At 53.7% G+C, this 18136-nt stretch carries 15 protein-coding genes and 1 tRNA gene; 3 read left to right on the top strand and 13 right to left on the bottom strand.

Annotated elements, in window-relative coordinates; all coding sequences use genetic code 11:
- Positions 1 to 38: 38 nt before the first annotated feature.
- The 9 genes from LJE94_07295 to LJE94_07255 form a co-directional block, all read right to left on the bottom strand.
- Positions 39 to 449 (bottom strand): response regulator, encoded by a 411-nt coding sequence (locus LJE94_07295; protein MCG6909915.1) that lies wholly within the window; start codon positions 447 to 449, stop codon positions 39 to 41.
- A 43-nt stretch (positions 450 to 492) separates the two neighbouring features.
- Positions 493 to 1614, bottom strand: a complete 1122-nt coding sequence (locus LJE94_07290; GenBank protein MCG6909914.1) for a sulfite exporter TauE/SafE family protein — start codon at positions 1612 to 1614, stop codon at positions 493 to 495.
- 22 nt (positions 1615 to 1636) lie between these two features.
- A complete protein-coding gene (locus LJE94_07285) occupies positions 1637 to 3109 on the bottom strand; it encodes a cytidylate kinase-like family protein (GenBank protein MCG6909913.1) in 1473 nt (490 codons plus the stop codon).
- A complete protein-coding gene (locus tag LJE94_07280; protein MCG6909912.1) occupies positions 3009 to 3572 on the bottom strand; it encodes a universal stress protein in 564 nt (187 codons plus the stop codon). The genes LJE94_07285 and LJE94_07280 overlap by 101 nt, the downstream gene beginning before the upstream one ends.
- Before the next feature lie 224 nt (positions 3573 to 3796).
- Positions 3797 to 5143, bottom strand: a complete 1347-nt coding sequence (locus LJE94_07275; protein ID MCG6909911.1) for a sigma-54 dependent transcriptional regulator — start codon at positions 5141 to 5143, stop codon at positions 3797 to 3799.
- Positions 5144 to 5156: 13 nt separating this feature from the next.
- Entirely contained in the window at positions 5157 to 6590 is a 1434-nt protein-coding gene (locus LJE94_07270; protein ID MCG6909910.1) for a HAMP domain-containing protein, read from the bottom strand.
- A 267-nt stretch (positions 6591 to 6857) separates the two neighbouring features.
- Complete coding sequence (locus LJE94_07265; protein MCG6909909.1) at positions 6858 to 7796, bottom strand: MBL fold metallo-hydrolase; 939 nt, start codon at positions 7794 to 7796, stop codon at positions 6858 to 6860.
- Between the two features lie 330 nt (positions 7797 to 8126).
- A tRNA-Ala gene (locus LJE94_07260) sits at positions 8127 to 8202 on the bottom strand.
- A 114-nt stretch (positions 8203 to 8316) separates the two neighbouring features.
- A complete protein-coding gene (locus LJE94_07255; protein MCG6909908.1) occupies positions 8317 to 8790 on the bottom strand; it encodes a DUF4124 domain-containing protein in 474 nt (157 codons plus the stop codon).
- Between the two features lie 251 nt (positions 8791 to 9041).
- On the opposite strand from LJE94_07255, the gene LJE94_07250 reads away from it, so the two are divergent.
- The gene (locus tag LJE94_07250; protein MCG6909907.1) at positions 9042 to 10772 is read left to right on the top strand and encodes a YcaO-like family protein; all 1731 of its coding nucleotides are present in this window, start codon (positions 9042 to 9044) and stop codon (positions 10770 to 10772) included.
- Between the two features lie 200 nt (positions 10773 to 10972).
- On the top strand, positions 10973 to 11803 hold the full coding sequence (gene cysQ, locus LJE94_07245; protein MCG6909906.1) for a 3'(2'),5'-bisphosphate nucleotidase CysQ: 831 nt from the start codon (positions 10973 to 10975) through the stop codon (positions 11801 to 11803).
- A gap of 89 nt (positions 11804 to 11892) precedes the next feature.
- Here cysQ and LJE94_07240 read toward each other — a convergent pair whose 3' ends face one another.
- From LJE94_07240 to LJE94_07225, 4 genes are all read right to left on the bottom strand, one after another.
- Entirely contained in the window at positions 11893 to 12672 is a 780-nt protein-coding gene (locus LJE94_07240; protein ID MCG6909905.1) for an AAA family ATPase, read from the bottom strand.
- Between the two features lie 256 nt (positions 12673 to 12928).
- Positions 12929 to 15139: a dynamin family protein gene (locus tag LJE94_07235; protein ID MCG6909904.1), complete on the bottom strand. Its 2211-nt coding sequence runs from the start codon at positions 15137 to 15139 to the stop codon at positions 12929 to 12931.
- A 503-nt stretch (positions 15140 to 15642) separates the two neighbouring features.
- On the bottom strand, positions 15643 to 16224 hold the full coding sequence (locus LJE94_07230) for a YqgE/AlgH family protein (protein MCG6909903.1): 582 nt from the start codon (positions 16222 to 16224) through the stop codon (positions 15643 to 15645).
- A 68-nt stretch (positions 16225 to 16292) separates the two neighbouring features.
- Positions 16293 to 17102: a crotonase/enoyl-CoA hydratase family protein gene (locus LJE94_07225; protein ID MCG6909902.1), complete on the bottom strand. Its 810-nt coding sequence runs from the start codon at positions 17100 to 17102 to the stop codon at positions 16293 to 16295.
- Between the two features lie 468 nt (positions 17103 to 17570).
- On the opposite strand from LJE94_07225, the gene LJE94_07220 reads away from it, so the two are divergent.
- Positions 17571 to 18136 (top strand): prepilin-type N-terminal cleavage/methylation domain-containing protein (locus LJE94_07220; GenBank protein ID MCG6909901.1); only part of this gene is annotated, 566 nt, incomplete at its 3' end.

Here is an 18136-nt window from a genome sequence, read left to right as displayed (position 1 = left end):
TTTTATCTCCTCCTGTCGGACGATATCCATGACTGCCCTCACGCCGAGGCGTTTTCAGAAATCCGCGAGGAATTCTCATTGAGCGCTGCGGCGGCTTTTTGGATCGTCTGACGAATCTCTTTGGCTTTAAAAGGCTTGGCAATAAAATCGAAAGCGCCTTTGGTCAAAGACTCGCGGGCCAGTTCCAAAGTGGCGTATCCGGTGATCATAATGACCTTCGTGTCTTTCGATCTTTGAGAAATCCAGTTCATCACTTGGATCCCATCCATTTCCGGCATACGGATATCGCTGATCACGATGTCGATGTTTTTCTCTTCCAAGCACTTCAACGCATTGAGCGGATTGGTAAAAACTTCTACGTGGTGACCGTATTTTCCCAGGATGGTTTTGAGCCGGTCACCGACAATGCGTTCATCATCCAAAATTAGAATATTGCATTGGTAGCTCATCTTTCTCTCCTTGCAAGTAAATCGCTCGATTTTAGGTTTCGGGTTATGCCGCCTTTTCCGCTTCGATCATTTTCATTTTGGGCTCTTTAATAACCTGAAGGGTTTTTTGGATTTTTCGGCGTTGACGATAAGCGCCCACCACCTTCAGCAGAATGACCAGTGCGCCGATAATACCGCTGGCAAACAGAAAGAATTTGCTGCCAATGTTGAAATAACGGTCATAGTCGCTTACATAGCTGATAATCCCCAATTGCCGCAGGTAAACCGGCATGGCGATGATGCGGCTGAAAACACACAGAAGAATGATCAGACTGGTGACGATGCGGATGTACCTTTCGTTCACGACTTTGACGCCGTATACACCTAAGTGGATCCCCACCAGTGAGCCGAGGTAGAGCAGCATCGTCAAACGGATGTCGACAAAACCGTGATAAGCGTAGCTGAGCGCTCCATAAGCCCCCATAAAAAGGGCCAGAAAGAGCTCCGTACCGGTGGCCACCGTCGTGGGGACACCGAAAACGTAGATCATGGCCGGCACACCGATGAACCCGCCCACACCGATGGTTCCCGCGAGATACCCGGTACTGATGCCACCGGCCATCAGTACCCAAAGGCTTATTTTCGTGTCTGCGACGGGAAAATTAATGACCGGTGGCAGATTCAGCCTGGAAAAAAATTCGGCGATCTTCATAGAGGGCCCGCCATCCTCTTCACCCTTCCCTCTGGATTTAAGGACGTCCCTGAGCATGGAAACGGCCACCGCCGACAATATGGTGGCAAAAACCAGGCTGATGTACAAATCCGCACCGGCGCTGCCCCCCGCACCGTGACCGCCGCCGCCGCCTTTGAACAGGTGGCTGTTGATCGCCACCGCAATCTGGATACCGAACACCGCCGTAATCAGCATATAGGCTGCCAGCTTTTTGTCCACATTGCCCGCGGCAGCGTGCTTGCGTGACCCCACCATCGCCTTGCCGAATTTGTGGGTGATGTTGCTGGCCACGGAAATGACACCGTCCACGCCGAGGTTCATCATGCCCGGCGTCATAAAAAATGCACCACCGCTGCCGATGAAACCGCTGAGAATGCCCCCGATGAACCCCAGCAGCACAACTTGAAGCGCCGTGAACAGATCGATGTCGATGTAGGTGATAAGCGTGTGCATAAATGCCTCCAGAATAAACCTGCTAGTCGATATTGATGAGTTTCAGGATCAACCCTGTAATGGTCCCGTAAAGATAGGCGATGGTCGGAACAAACAGGACGATGACAAGGGGAGCGAGCCATTTCATCTGTTCGTGCATGGGACCGCTGAGAAAGGCCAGAATCGGGTCCTGGTTCTTGAACGCCAGTATATAAATCAGGCATACGATGGCCGCATACCCTGCGAGCATGACCCCTTGACGCTTGCCGAAAAGAAAACGGGATTTCAATTCGTCCATGGTGATCACCGGCGCCTTGAGCCGATCCCGAATGCTCATTGCCAGCTCCCGGGTCCTGCGGGTCCGGGTCGAGCGGCCTTTGGAAAGAAACATGTCGCCGACCACGACGAGGGCATAGTCGGCATCTCCGCGGACGCGTTCGAGGATCTTGTCATACCCCCCGCAGACGGTTTGCCCCCCGCCGCAGCGCCCCTTGTCGATCAGATCCTCCATGGCGCCGCTCAGGCCGTCATCTTCATCTGTATCCTCGGGATCGTCGTCTTCGACACCACCGTCTTTTTCCAGAGCACATTCCTGACGACCGAAATCGTACGGTAACTCGTCGTCGACATGCTTTTGATTCCCGGCCACATCCTCCGGCGCTATCAGGCGCATCAATTCCACCGCGGCCCCCCAGCGTTGGGCCAGGTGAATGACCTGCTGGAAATTCTCCGATCCTGCTTTGAACCGTTCCTGAACCCACAGAATATTGGTTTCGGCCATCGTGCAATGGATCTCCCGGCACTCTTTCAGGTCGCCGAGGACCTGAAGGATCGCATCGCTGATCCCGTTGTTATGCGGCGGATAGGTCACCGTTAGCACCTGGTTCTCGGCCTGTACCTTCAGATCCACCGCACGCGTTTTCTCGTCGAGGATCAGGAGCAGTTCCGCCTGTGCACCGAGATACAGGTCTTTCAACAACCGGGTGCTGGTCGGGGTAGGCTCGAATTCGCGCAGCTCAACCATACGGCTGAGCAATTCGGCGGCACTGGTCACCGTAGTGGTTTCTAGGTTGAAAAAAACATCGAATTGATTGGGGTCCTGTCCCTCGGCGTGATGAATATAGTGAATCCACTGGGCGATGTCATCGTCCAGTTGGGAGAGATAGGCGGCAGCCTGCTCCGGCAGCATGTTCAGCGACCTGGCGGTTCTCTGAATGCGGATATCAATAGGTGCCGTCAATCCCACCCGCAGGCGATGGCTGACACCCGGCAGCAGTAGATGGCCGGCCCGTCCGTCGTAAATCAGATTTCCCTGCAGGGCCCTCTCACAAAGGGTGGCGGTGAGAAATGCAAGATACAATTTTTTTTCACGGGCAAGTTTTTCAGACAATGTCGGCCGCTTGATAATACTGACTTCAAGCCGGCCGACCCTTATCCCCTGCTGCTTTGCCTTTTCCTGAAGGTCCTCGCGGGTGAGCATCGGCCAATCGGTTTTTGCGGCTAAAGCCCGGGCCAACTCCTCCCGCCCCGCCTGGTACAGGCTGGATATCATGACAAGTGCCATAAGCTTCATCCCCTTCCTTGATACAGTGTATTTCGTTTTTTTCTCTGACCTGGATAATCTGGCTTGGTACCAACGGCTTGATTTGAAACAGCAAGCTTTCCGAAACTTCCCCATCCTCACAGAAAACCAGCAGATCGATATGTTCCACTCTGACCAGATCGACGATTTCATCCTTGAAATTCGTGTTAGCCATGTAATGCGACAGCAACATATCGTTTTTACGGGCGTTGTTGATCAGGTCCTGAAGGCTTTCGTGAAACCAGGCGGCTTGCCTGTTTTCGGCTTTGGATGACAGTGCCTGCTGAAGAATAATGATGCGGGCACCCAGTCTGTCCGCCAGCGCCAGGGCGTAATGAACGCTTTTAAGATTAGTCGCCGTTTGCCCGATAGGGACTAGAATTTTTTTCTGAACCATGGCATGCGGTCCCCCGGACACGTATGTTTCAAAAAAGATGCCAAAAATTTTTTTCAATACTTACAGTAAGATACGCAACCAATCACCGAACGGCGACTGACAAAAGTTTCAATATGAAACTCTTTTCCAGTTTGATAGCCACCGGCTCGTTGTGATTTTTCTTTTAAAAGAAAGGGTTAGGTGATACGTTTCATATCGAAACAATCGGCAGGGGCATTGTCGGGTCAGGCAAGCCCGTAATGTTTCATTTTGCGCCACAACGTGGTGCGGGGCAGTTTGAGGATGTCAGCGGTGAGATTTTTCCGGTGATTGGTTTTGATCAATACCTGCTGAATGTATTGCTTCTCCTTTTCCTCCAAAGAGGGCCAGGCTTGTGCATCGAAGCTGCTCATGCAAAGCTCCCTAAGGTCGGACGGCAAATCGTGCGCGTAGACCATTTTGTCATCAGACAATGCGACAGCGCGTTCAATGATGTTTTCCAGCTCACGCACATTGCCCGGGAAAGGGTATTGGGACAGGATCTCCAACGCCTCCGCCGAAATTCCCTTGATTTCTTTTCCGAAGGCCTTGCTGTATTTCGACAGGAAGTTGTGGACCAGCAACGGAATGTCGTCCCGGCGATTTCTCAAGGGAGGCAGGGTGATCGTGACGACGTGCAGCCGGTAGTAAAGATCTTCTCGAAATGCCTGGCTTTTCACCAGCTGCTTTAAATCCTGGTTGCTGGCCGCAATCAGCCGGACATCCACCGGATGCGCTTTGACACCGCCGACGCGGATCAGGGTGCGCTCTTCCACGAAACGCAGCAGTTTGACCTGCATGCTCGGCGGCATTTCGCCGATCTCATCGAGGAAAATCGTCCCCTTGTCGGCGGCTTCCAAGAGTCCGATTTTAGTCTCCGTGGCACCGGTAAAAGCCCCTTTCTCGTGACCGAAAAGCTCATTGGCGATCAGGTCGTCACTGAAACCGCCGCAGTTGAAAGAGATGAAGGGGTGGTTATTTCGCGGATTCCGCTGGTGCAGCTCCCTGGCCACCATTTCCTTGCCCGTACCGCTTTCTCCCTGAATGAGAACGTTGCAATCCAGCGGCGCCACCTTGCCGATCAAACGGAAAACCTCGAGCATGGCTTTGCTGTTTCCGATAAAGTTCGCAGGCCGGGTTTGTGAGAACAGCGCTTCCTTTAATGCATTTTTTTCGCGTACCAGCAGAACCTTGTCCAAAACACGTTTGACCAGTGGCTTGAGTTCGGCCATCTTGATGGGCTTGATTACATAGTGAAACGCCCCGGCCTGGATGGCCTCGATGGCCGTATCAACCGAACTGTATGCGGTGATGATGATCACCTCGCAATCAGGGGTGCGTCGGCGGACCATTTTCAACAGATCGAGACCGTCGATACCCGGCAGGCGGAGGTCGCACAGGATCAGGTCGAAATCCGTTTGTTCAAAACGCTGCAGAGCGGTTTCGCCGTCGGAAAAGGTCTCGACTTCGTAGTGTTCTTTTACGAGTGCCCTTTTGGTTTCACGGCAAACGATCGGCTCATCGTCGATGACGGCTATTTTAAACGTATCCACTATTACCTCAACCTTATGGTTTCCTTTCCATAACTGCCGGCAGAAAAATGGTAAAACAAGCGCCCTGGCCAGGCTGGCTTTGCACTTCCATGCGTCCACCGTTCTTTTCGATGATACTGTAACTTACGGACAAGCCCAGTCCCGTGCCTTCACCTTCCTTCTTCGTGGTAAAAAACGGATCGAATACCTGGTTTATATGCTCCTCCGGTATACCGGGTCCGGAATCGATGACATCGATCCTGACTTCGTCGGGAGTCTCTGCCGGACGGATGACGACTTTCAGCTCACCGTCTTTCCCCATGATTTGAACGGCATTGATAAAAAGATTGAGCAGCACCTGCTGCAAACCACCCCTGTCCAGATAGAGGGCCGGCAGCGTGTTTCTGACCTCCTTGACAAACCGGATATTGTTCAATTTCATTTCATTGTTGAGCAAGCGTGCGGTTTTATCGACGATTTCTTCTAAATCGACATTTTCAACTTTCGGATGGCTGGCACGCGAAAATTCCAGCAGGTTTTTGACAATTTCGCTGGTTCGATCGGCCTGGTCCATTGCTTCCCTGTAAAGCTGTTGGCGTTCCTGGTCTTCCATCTCTGCACCGTCTTCAATCAATGCTTCCAGGGTCAACGACAAATTGTTCACCGGATTGTTGATTTCATGGGCGATGCCTGCCGTCAACGTGCCGATGGATGCGATTTTTCGGGATTGGATCAACTGCTCCTGACGGTTTTCAAGTTCGGTCATCATGCGGTTGATGGTCGATATCAGGTGGTGAATTTCATTCTTATCGCCGCCGTAAGGGGTGATGCGCTGGAACATTCCCTGGGCCACGGCTTCGGATTCGCGGGTGATGCGGGCCAACGGCCGGATCACTTTCTCACCGATGAAAAAGATGACAAAGCCCAGCAGGATAACCAGAACCAGCAGGCTGACCAACGGCAGCGGAATCATGTGCTGCAGCAGGCGGTTGATGGTGAGACGTTCCGTGGAAACCAATTGATCCGCCAGGACCATCAGATTTTTACCGACCCCCCGGATCTGTTCCTGCAAGGGAGCGCAGTTCTCCGCTTCGCACGACGACTGATGCAGGCGGGCCATCAACCCGGCATAGTCGTTGGCATATTCCACAAAATTGCCGTAATTGCCCCCCCCCATGGCCGTGATCAGATTGACACGCTCTCTCTGCAGGGTCAGCGCCAGTTGATTGGCATAAGTGACGTTTTCTTCGTAATTGAATTCCTGGCGGTAAAGAAAGTAGTTTTTCTCGTAACGCCGCATCTCAAGCAGATTTTTGTTGAGTTCTTCGGCGATCTCGAAAAATTGCATTGAGCGCGACAGCTTGCGGAAGTTGTTATAGTTGAAAGCGATGATGCTCCCCATGAAAATGAAGCAAACCATAAAAGCCGTCACGATCTGCCAGCGAATGGTATTGGGCACAAGCTTCATATCCGTTCCGTTCCATCCGGACCTCGATCCGGCCAATCATCGCATTGTGCAATGCTGCGTGCTGGTGGATGCCAGAGCCTGCAGGACCCGGCACCGGTTTCACTCTGGAAGGGTGTCGTTTGCATACCGCACTTCATCAAATTTCACCCGTGACCATCGATTATTCGGCAATCACTCTATGGGATGAAATACCGTTTGTCAAATTGTCGCAACCTGGTACGAAGTTTCCGGTAAAGCCTACCTGCCCCAGCGTTGCAAACAGGGGGGTTACCACTTTGCCATGTAACCGAATTGCTCCACCGGATTCAGAGGTTCGGGATCGCCGCTGAATTCCTTGTACAACGCATTGACGTTAATCAGGATCTTTTCCGGATCGTGATAGCCGGCATACGGACCGAGCGGTATATCCCTGGCTGCCTGAAAACTTTCCATGCCCCGGTCGTATCTTATTCTGGCCTCATGGGCATAATATTCCCAATAGTTTTTGATCTCCAGCGCTCCTTTTCTATCGGTAACCGGGCCATGGCCGGGTACGATATGCCTCGGTTCAAGATTCAAAACAAGATCGATGGCCCGGATGAAATTTGCCACGGGTCCCGCCCACATAATTTGATGCCCGCCCACAAACATGGTGTCGGCTACGAATACGGTTTCGGCATGGGGAACGTGCACGACCAGATCCCCTTGCGTGTGGCATGGGCCGACTTCAATCAACTCTATCTTTCTACTCCCGACTTCGAGCTCCATGCGCCCTTCAAAGGTGCGGTCGGGTAAGGCTGCCGTGATGTTGTCATAGGAAAATTTGCCGAAGCATTTCAGAAAAAACGTACCGGCATCGCCGAGACCGGGTGCGCCCTGCATGATAGCGGCCATGGTTTCAGGTGTAAAGGCAGCCATAGCCTCGGCACAGGACTTGGTCGCAATTATCTCTTTTGCCTTTGCCGCTTCATTGCCAAACCAGTGATCACCGTTGTCGTGTGTGTTGACCAGAAAATCCACGGAATCGTTTCCCAACGCAACCGCGCGCATTTCCGACAGCATCTCATTGGTCAAAGTCAGATCGTAAAGCGTGTCTATCAACAACGAGCGGCCATCATCCACCACCAGCCCTGCATTGCTCAACCCCCAGGATCCATCGGGTTGAAGATAGGCCCAAACGCCTTCGCCGAGTTCTACCAGCCCTTTTTCAAAATCAACGGCATGCATAGCTCCTCCTTCTTGTTATACCGGTTGCCGTATAGATGTTCCGATACAAGCGATGTCCAACAAAGAAACAATCGGCAGGCCACAAGTTACCAGTGGGACATCCGTCGCACAACCTTTTATCTTCATTGAAAGTTCCCCGCAGCAAGCTTAAGGGGAATCTTCACCGTAAGGAATTCTATCAATTATGATGCGCTCGCTTACCCTGCAGCAAGCTGCGGGGAATGCGCTCGCTATCTCGGTTCATCTACCGGCATAAGACCCCTGGTAGTACAATCGCAAAAAAAACGAAAGGCCGGAAATTCGTTTCCGGCCTAACTCATTGTTTTTATTTGGTGGAGATGAAGGGGATCGAACCCTCGACCTCAGCGTTGCGAACGCTGCGCTCTCCCAGCTGAGCTACATCCCCACAAATTATCGACGACCGCCTGCATGCGGCCTGATTGCCAACCCCTAATACCCAAAACATACGATTAAATCAACAGGGTTTGTCCGGAATTTTGCCTTTTTTGAGTAAACGAACTCATTTGGCCTGGGCGTTGTAGGCTTCCACCTTTTGCTCAAAAATCGCAAGCTTCTCCTCATAGGCCTTGACCCTGTCGTTGAAGCGCTTGATCTGCCCCTGAAACGCCTCGTACTCCTCGTCGTTTTTAGGGGATTTTGTCATTGCGACCAGTTTTTTCCTGTCCGCCTCTATCTGGGCGTACTCATTGTCCAAGGCTTCCTTCTCGGACTTGAGTTCATTGTACGCCTTGGTATTGCCTCCTTGCGCTCCCGCTGCCTCGTCGACCTCGGGCGCGGCCTCTTCGGAAACGGGTGGTTCGGATTTGACCTCCTGATAGCTCTGCGCCCCTTCCCGCTGATCCTTGGGAACATCCTGCAAATTGTCGGTAAAGCGCAGGACGCCGTCGGCGTCACGATACTTGTAGAATTCGGCAGAGGAAGCCACTGCCAGGGACAGGATAAAAAGAGTAATCAAAAATATTCTGCACATCATGTCAACAGCCCCCCAGGATACCGCCACGTTTGTTAAAACCTAAGTTGAGCGTTTCAAATAAAGTGATTCAGCATATCAAACCTGCCGCAAAAAGTCAATTTCAGAGCGCGCGGCACAACGGCAATGCCAGGGCCATTGCATAAACGGATCGAGTGGTTATAATGGAGGACAATCGAACCTCAACATTTTAAGTGAACCCACGTTGGGTAAATTGAAATCGCACCCCACGTTTTAATGAAATTGGAGAATGCATGACCGAGCCCATTGTACTTGACGACGCCTTCAAGCAATACACCGCAGACCAGGATAAAGTTATGGACCCACGGGAAACCGTGGAAAAGTTTCGCCGGCGCCTGCGGGAAATCGATCTGGACATTCTGGACAAAACCGAGCGCATCGACAACGGCAGGCTCGGCATCCCGGTGTTTTTCAGCAAGTGCGGCCGGGATGCGGCATCCATTATCGGCACGAAAAAACAGATGGGCAAGGGCGCCACGCCGCAACAGGCCGAAGCCAGTGCCGTCATGGAACTGGCGGAAAGATTCAGCTTTTTCAGCTTCTGCAAGAACCCGAATAATTTTTTCACCGACACCTACACCCATCTTAAAAACGACGCCCTGCCTTTCGAGGCGATTGCCCGATCGGTTCACGACGATTCCAGCGACCTCGAGATTACCCGGAACGTGTTCGAAAATCTGCCCCTTTCCTGGACCTGGGCCTACAACCTCACCCGCAGGGAAAAGGTGCTCATACCCTTCAGCTGGTTCTTTGCCATCAATGAATTCAACGGTCCTTCGGCCGGCAACTGCAGGGAAGAGGCCCTCTGCCAGGGAATCTGCGAAATCGTCGAACGCCACGTGTCCTCCCTGATCAGCCGCAACCGGATGCCGGTGCCGCTGATCGAGCCTGCATCGGCGGACGATCCCGCGGTTGTCGATATGCTCGCCAAGTATCACCATGCGGGGATTCATGTATATCTATCCGATTTTACGCTCGATATGGGCATTCCGTCGGTCGGGGTCCTGGCGTACGACCCCCGAACTTTCCCCGAAAAAAGTGAAATCGTCTGGACGGCCGGGACGACGCCCGATCCACAAAAGGCGCTCAGCCGCGCCCTGACGGAAACGGCTCAACTGGCCGGCGATTTCAACTCCGGATCCAATTACGTCGCCAGCGGTCTTCCCAAATTCACAAACCTAGCCGATGCGGCTTATGTCACCGGTGCCGCCCAAACCGTCGCTCTGGCCGATTTGCCCGATATCTCCGACAACAACATCCGCGTAGAAGTGGAAAACAGCATCGCCGCTTTGGCGGAAAGGGACCTGGAGGTAATCGTCATCGACACCATGCACGACCGCCTGCGCATACCGTCATTTTACACCATCGTCCCCGGCGCCCACTTCCGCGAAAGGGCCGCCGGAACCAGCGTGGGCATGTTTGCGGCCAAGCTCATATCCGAAAACCAATCGCCCGGGGAAGCTTTCAGGCAGCTGCAAGAAATCGACAATGGACTGCCCGGCAAATATTATCTCAGCTTTTACCTGGGAAAGGCCATGCTGGACATGGGCGAAAACCAGAAAGCCCTGGATCTTTTCAACCGGTCCCTGGACCTCGACCCGGCAAGGCAGGACATGGCCAGCATCTACTCCTACATGGGGGTCAGCCTCAAGGAGATGGGCGCCTTTGAGGAGGCACTCGACGTCCTGAAAAAAGGGGAAGCACTGGACAGGGAACGCACCGACATCTACAACCTGATGGGGTTCTGCCATTTCAAACTGAAGCAGCATGAGCAGGCCATAGAAGCGTTTGCCAGGGTCCTGGAACTCAATCCGGGCTCCGCCATCGACTATGCCAACATCGGATCCAATTACCGCGAAATGGGTGAATATGAAAAAGCCGCCTATTTCTACGAAATCGCCCTCTCCATCGATCCGGGCATCGATTTTGCCAGGGAAAGCCTGGCGAAACTCAAGAAAGCATAGCGTCCGGTGGTCGGCGGTCGGTGCCTGTCAGAGATCGGAGGCCAGAAGTCGAAGTTCACGACAGAAACAGTTGACGGGATCAATGTACAGAGGAACGCTGAACATCGAATGAAAAACATGAACCCTTAGCCCTGAGCCTTTCACCGTACGCCGCAAACCGCAAACCCAAAGATGTAAAGAAGCATACATAGGAAAAGCCAATGCCTAACCTGAACAACCTCACCCTGGCCATCCGGGCGGCCGTCGAGGCCGGCAAGGCGATCCTGGAAGTCTACGGCTCCGAATTCGAGGTGGACTACAAGGAAGACAACTCACCCCTGACCCTCGCCGACAAAAAAGCGCACGCCGTCATTTCCCGGCATCTGTCGGAAACCGGCATTCCCCTGCTCAGCGAAGAGGGCAAAGCCCTTTCTTTTGAGGAGCGCAAAACCTGGGACACGCTCTGGATCGTGGACCCGCTTGACGGCACCAAGGAATTTGTCAAACGCAATGGTGAATTCACGGTCAACATCGCCCTGGTTTCTCTTGGAAAGCCGGTCCTGGGAGTCGTCTTCGCGCCCGTTCGCGCGTTGCTCTATTTCGCCCTGCCCGAATTGGGCGCCTTCAAACTGGACGGCATGGAAAAGGTAGGCGACCTGGTGAGCCGCATCGATGGGGACGGCTTCGCCATGGACGATCTTGTCGGGAATGCCGCTAAGCTGCCCCTCGAAAACACCGAAGACAGGCCCTACACCATCGTCGGGTCCCGGTCCCACGCCACCGAGGCGCTCGAAGCCTTCGTCGACGCAAAACGCCGTGAATACGAGAAGATCGAGTTCATCCCCGCGGGCAGTTCGCTGAAGCTGTGCCTGGTGGCCGAGGGCAGGGCCGACATCTACCCGCGCCTGGCCCCCACCATGGAATGGGACACCGCTGCCGGACACGCCGTCGCGCAATGCGCGGGCGCGCGCATTTACGACCACGCCTCGGGAAAGTCCTTGATATACAACAAGGCGGATCTTCTCAACCCCTGGTTCATCGTCGAGCGCTAAAATCGATCTTTTACCGCAACGATCGATTTTAGCGCTGAATTCGACATCTTTGCTTTCAACCTTGCCTTCTTCGATGTCCTCGCAAGGCTTCAGGCATCCAACTCCTCGGCCAATGCCTTGTAGTCGAGCGCACCGTAGCTGGTGGTTCGGTAAAAAACGACCGGTTTGCCGGCATCGGCGCTGTCGGCAATTTTGGTGTTGGCCCTTATGACCGTGGAGAGCAGCAAGGGGCTGTAACGCGCGTCGCTTTTCAGCTTTTCCAGTATTCGCCGGCTTACCCTGGTTCGCTGATCATACATGGTCGCGAGAATTCCCGCCACCGTCAAATCCGGGTTGATGGCGTCCCGCACGGCCCCGATGGTGTCGAAGAGCTCCTCCAGCGCCCCGAAAGCGTAGGGGTGCGTCTGGCAGGGCACGATGACCTCGCGGGCACAGGTGAACACGTTGATCGTCAGCAGGGAAAGGCTCGGGGGCGTGTCCAGCAGCACGACGTCATACCCGCCGGTAATCGGTGCCAGGGCGTCCTTCAACCGGTTTTCCCGCCCCTCCTCGTCCACCAGTTCCACCTCGGCGCCGGAAAGGTCCACGTGGGACGGAATCAGGTCCAGACCTTTCCAGGGCGTCTCCATCAATACGTCTTCGGCGGCGGCTTTGGCAGGGGTCATGATCATGTCGTAGGCGTTCAATCGGTCCCCGTCCGATTCGATCCCCAGCCCCCTGGTGGCATTTGCCTGTGGATCCATGTCGACAACCAGAACGCTTTTTCCCATCAGAGAAATTGCAGCACCGAGGTTAATCACGGTGACCGTCTTGCCGACCCCGCCCTTTTCATTGGCTACCGCGATGATCCTGGTTGATTTTTTTGCCATCTTTCTACCTCCTTTGTATCAATCTCAGACGCCTTGACTCTGAAGCCCTCAGGCCTTTGCAACGTTGAGATCAAGTCAACGAATCTCGGCTGAAGTCGAAACCAGGGGCCGCAGTGTATACGGGGATTCAGCCCTGCGAAAAAACCGATCCCCCACTGCCACTTAAAACGTAACACCTGAAACCTAAAACGTTTAGTTTCACTCGAATCCTTTATCGCGTGTTCTTTGTGTGGTTGAAAAATGCAAATTGGCATCATCAACCGCCCACGCCGATATCCGCCACCATATTTCCGATTCTCTCCCTCAGCCCGTCTATACGCTGCAACGTGGCCACAGATTCTTTTTCGACCCGTTGAAGGCTGTCGAGGGAGCCCTTCTTGTCGATGCGCTCCTCCTTGATCAACGCCACCATCGTGGAAATGTCCGCAAAGTAGGCCTCAAAACGTTCCAGCAGCCCCTTGTAAAGATGATCGGACATGGCACCGGCCAGTTTGTACATGTACTGGAATTTGATATTTTCCCTGTAGTCTTTCAGGTGCAGCAGTACGGACCGCTCCGTTTCGCGCTTCATGCGTTTGACCCCGTCTTCCAGCGCCCTGATTTTTTGCCGGGCATTGCCGTCTGGGTCCTTTTTGAGCAGTTTTCTGATTAGATTCTCAAAGGCGTAAACCCCCAGTTTAACCACCGCTTCCGTTTTGATGCGTGCCGAGTAGCGCATGGTGGCTGCCATCGGCGGAAGTTTCAGGTCGCTGCCGTGGCGCATGGCCGACAGGCCATTGTCACGGGATCCCGAAACGGATTCACCGCGCATGGATATACCTGTTTTCGTCATACTCTCGACATATTCCGCCACCGCTTCCTTCACCATGGATTCGTAAGGACCCGCCACCGCTTCGAGGTGTTCGGCTATCTTCTGCTCCTCCTCGCGGACAAAGCGGATGATCTTCGGGTTGACCTTTTCGGCCAGGTGCTTGTCCAGGGCCTCCTTGAAATCCTGAAATACCAGAAAAAGCGTTTCGGTAAAGCCCGATGCCGTAAGGTTGTCTTCATAGCGATCCATGGGCATCTTGTAGCTTCGGATGAATTCCACCACCTGCTGCATGGTGCTGCCGTGCCGGGCATCGAAAAAGCGGTCAATGTCGACACGTATCTCTTTTTTCACCTTTTGAACGGATCCGTCCAGGGTGCTTTTTACCATGGCGGCGATCTTGTCCATCCGCCTTCGGTGAAAGTCGATCTTCTCGAGGATTTCATCTACACCGTGCGCATCTCTGTCGGCCACATCGAGATTCAACCCGGCCCAGTGGGAGAGGCCCGCTGCAACGACGGCCAACCGCTCGATGTTGTTGGCAAGCAGCAGGGAGGATCTGTCCCGCGCCAGTTTTTTCTGAAAAACCGTTGAAAAACGCTCGGTTTCCCTGTCCGAGTATTCGACCAGCGCCCTCTCCTTCAGCCATTGAGAAAGGCGCAGGTCATCCTTTTCGGTGTTCTTCCCCTGTCTTGCCCTGAACAGATTCAGCAGGGAGGAAAGGGTGAACACCTCCGGCTGCGGCTTCAGCATCGCCAGCTCACGACCCGTCCTTTCAACAAGGCCGGACAGGTCCGCCACGCTTTCGTGCTCGCTGAGATCACAATTGACGACAAACAGGATGTTCTCCAGTATCCCCATCTGTTTGATCATGGAAAGAAAACGGATATCGGCCTGCCGCAGGCCCGTCCGGCTGCTGATGACATAGATGAGCAGGTCGGTGCGGACCAGATACTCCTGAATCATGGCCAGGTGCAGTGGATTGGGCGAATCGCTTCCCTGGCAATCGGCGATCTCCACATTGCCGTCCAGACTGCCGTTGTTGATCTCGAGTTCGATGTCTTTTAGGTAAACGGCCAGGGCGTCGCTGCCCACAAAGGCCCGCTGTCCGTCAAAGGCATCGTCTTCGAAAACCTTGGTCATCTGCTCAGAAGCCATGATGGGCCTGACCTGATCATAGCCCTTCAGATAGGAATCCAAAACGATGCTGTTGACGTTGCGCGCGCCCTCGGAAATGAGCATCTCCGAATTGAGCGAGTCGAGTGAAACTGCGAGGTCCCGCCGGTCCGCCTCCCGGCGGATGTCGAAAAGGTCCTCACCGGCCCGCCACCGTGAAGAAGGAAACAGGGTCAGGGCCTGCTGCATCTCCGTATTGATCTCGTCCCAGGATTTGAAAAAGAGGGTTGCCTTGAGGTACGGCCCCCTGCGGGCGCGGGTAACGATCGAGGTGACCACGCCGGCGCCCCTTTTGAGGTAATCTTCCTTGAAGATGGAATTGATGAAGGTGCTTTTACCCGACTTGATGGCTCCCACCACCGCCACGCGGATGACATCGTCCTCCACCTGCCGGCCAACGGTGCTGCAAGTCTCCTTCCAGGCTTGAAATGCATCGGGAGACATCCCGGGCATCGTCATCACCCGATCGATTGATGCGATCATGGACCGATTGATCTCCTGAAGCTCGGTTTTGAGCGCTTGAAAAGAGGGCATGTTAAAACTCAACGTCCTGCACTTGCCGGGACTGTCGCTGTTAGAAGAGGATTTTTTCTGCCATTCCCCGTATGAGACATTGGCCTTGGAACCCTATTACCCCAGCCCCGGTGCATTGTCAAAATGAATTGCCTTCAGTCGAAAACAGGTAAATGTCCAATGGCTTGTAATAATATGAGATATATGCTACGCTTACGATTACCTAAGTTGAGCTCAAGTTAGGGATTACTATAAAACTTCCGAACCAGGCTGAGGGGAAAATAGTCTAAATGTCTGAAAAACATCCTGAGTGCCCACTTTACAATCCCTTGAATTGCAAAGAGTATTACAACCCGAAGCTCTGCGCGTTTGTGAGAAAGGACAAGGTGTGCCTAAAAAAAAAGAAACCCAAACAAAAAACAAAGAAACCGGCATAAACACACCGCCGCATCTCCCCCCGGTCGACGCTTCACTCATGCATGCCCGGGCGTATTTGACAAAAGCGCCGGGGTGATCCCCATTCTTTTCACAGTCGTCTCCCAGCGGGTCTCTATCGGCTCGTAAAAAACAACATCCTCCGCCACCGGGCAGGTCAACCAGGCATTTTCAGTAATTTCAAACTCCAGCTGACCCGGCCCCCACCCGGCGCAGCCCAGGGAAATGATAAACGCCTCGGGCCCTTCTCCGCGGGCGATGGCCGTGATGATGTCCATGGTGTTGCTCATGGCCAGGGTTTCCGTAATCATCATACAGCTCTCCCATGAAAACGGCGGGCCGTGCAGGATGAAAATTTCATTTGCATGCACCGGGCCGCCGATATGAATGGGAATCGATCCACTCCCGGACCGGCCCTCCAGTTTCAGCTCTTCGAATATGGTCTTACCGGATACGGACGGCAGCTTCCGGTTGATAACGATGCCCAGGGCCCCGCTCTGCGTGTGCTCGGCGATACAGGTCACCGTATGAGAAAAATTGAAATCGGCCATCTCGGGCATGGCGACCAGAAAGTGCCCCTTCAATGAATTTTCCACCTGTTCCCCTTTTTCAATTCCCATTTTTTCTCACCACAAAGGCACAAAGGTTCAGTTCGTTGTGTCCGTTGTGGCCATTGTGTCTTTGTGGTTCATCTTTCGCGGTTGGCGAAGTTGGGGGCCCGCTTTTCAAAATTGGCCATGACGGCTTCGACCTGGTTGGCCCGGCCGATGACGCCCTTCTGCAAACGCGCCTCCAATTCCAATCCTTCCGACGAACTTCCGTGCCAGGCATCGTCCAAAAGTTTTTTCCCGGCTACGATGGCGTCGGGAGACTTGCCGGCAATTTCCGCGGCCATTTCACGCGCAGCCGCCAGGGGATCGTCGCAGACCCGGGTCACCAGCCCAAGCGCAGCGGCTTCTTCGGCTTGGACGACCCGCCCCGTGTAGGTCAGCTCCTTGGCGACATCCAACCTGACCAGGTCCCTCAGGGTCTGGGTTCCCGACATATCCGGTATCAGCCCCCACTTGATCTCCATGATCGAAAATTTCGCATCCCCGGCAACCAGACGAATGTCCGCTGCCAGAGCGAGCTGCAGCCCCCCGCCGAAGGCAACCCCGTGAACGGCGGCGATCACCGGAACCGGAACCTGTTTCCAGATATACCCCACGAGTTGGGCGTAATTGGCCGCACTGCCTTCGGGCTTGTCAAACAACGCCATCTCATTTTCACCGCTCAACTTCTCCATTTCCATGAAGCTCTGAAAGTCGAGGCCGGCGCAGAAGCCTTTGCCTTCGCCAGAAAGGACCACCGCCCTGACGCTCTTGTCGGCGGCAACTTTCCTGCCGGCATCGATAATGGCATTGCACATGTCAGGGCTGAGCGCGTTGTATTTTTCGGGCCGATTCAATCGCACGTGCGCCACATGGTTTTCGATTTCGGTGGTAACGAGTGAGGACATTTCATCTCCTTGTGCTTGTAGGTTAACCGGCAGCCATCCCCTTACCCGGCTGGATCCTTTCAAATTTTCTGCAGATTTAAACCGATGTCAACCGTTACTTTATAAAATCGGCAAAACATTTCAATACAAACAATAAAATCGTGTTCCACGATTTTATGAAACGCGACTACGTCGCTCCCTGCGAAAGATTTATCCGCCGTCAGTTTGACGAGCCGAAATTTCTATCCCTGCAGCAAGCAGTAAGGAATTATAATTTAAATATCCTCTTTCTTCAACCCGGCGAGGGGTTTCAGCAAAAAATTCCCGACCTCTGATCTATTTACCGTATTTTGTGAGCATTCAACCAGGATTGAAATTCCCGCCTCCATACGGCAGTAATGCGTCAAGGCGGAAAATCGGCCGTTGACGTCACCCAATATTCCAGCATTCCAGTGGCATTCATATCCAGAAACAGGGAGGTAGTTGACGATGGGCAGCAAAGGGTTCTCCCTTGTGGAAGTGATGGTCGCCACGGCGATTCTTGGCATCGTCATGGCCGGCATCGTCACCGCCTTTCACGAACAGCTGAGCCTGCACAGCAGACAACGTAACACTTCTGAAATGCAGCAAAATGTGCGTACGGCCATGTATTTCATCACCAGGGACCTGCAGATGGCGGGCTACGACCCTGTCGGAACCGCCGGTTCGGGCATTCAACCCGTGCCGGGCCGGCACGATGCAATGGCGCTCTCCATGGATGTCACCGGTGGCGACGCCGACAGTATCGACAACGACGGGGACGGGGAAACGGACAACCCACAGGAGGAGGGATTCGGTGATGGAAGCACGGACGGCCCCAACGAAATCATCGCCTATGCCCTCAATGCAAACAAACTCACCAGGGCGTCCGGTAACGGATCGCCGCAAACCCTGGCCGCCAATATCGACGTCCTGGATTTCGAGTATTTCGGGCTGAATCCACTCGATCCGCTCTGCAACACCGACTGTCATATGGACATAAACAGAGCCGCCACCAACCCGGACGACATCCGCAT

This window comes from Deltaproteobacteria bacterium (assembly GCA_022340465.1).
Lineage (GTDB): Bacteria > Desulfobacterota > Desulfobacteria > Desulfobacterales > B30-G6 > JAJDNW01.
The sequence above is the reverse complement of the archived record's forward strand: the minus strand, read 5'-3'. Positions and strand labels throughout refer to the sequence as shown.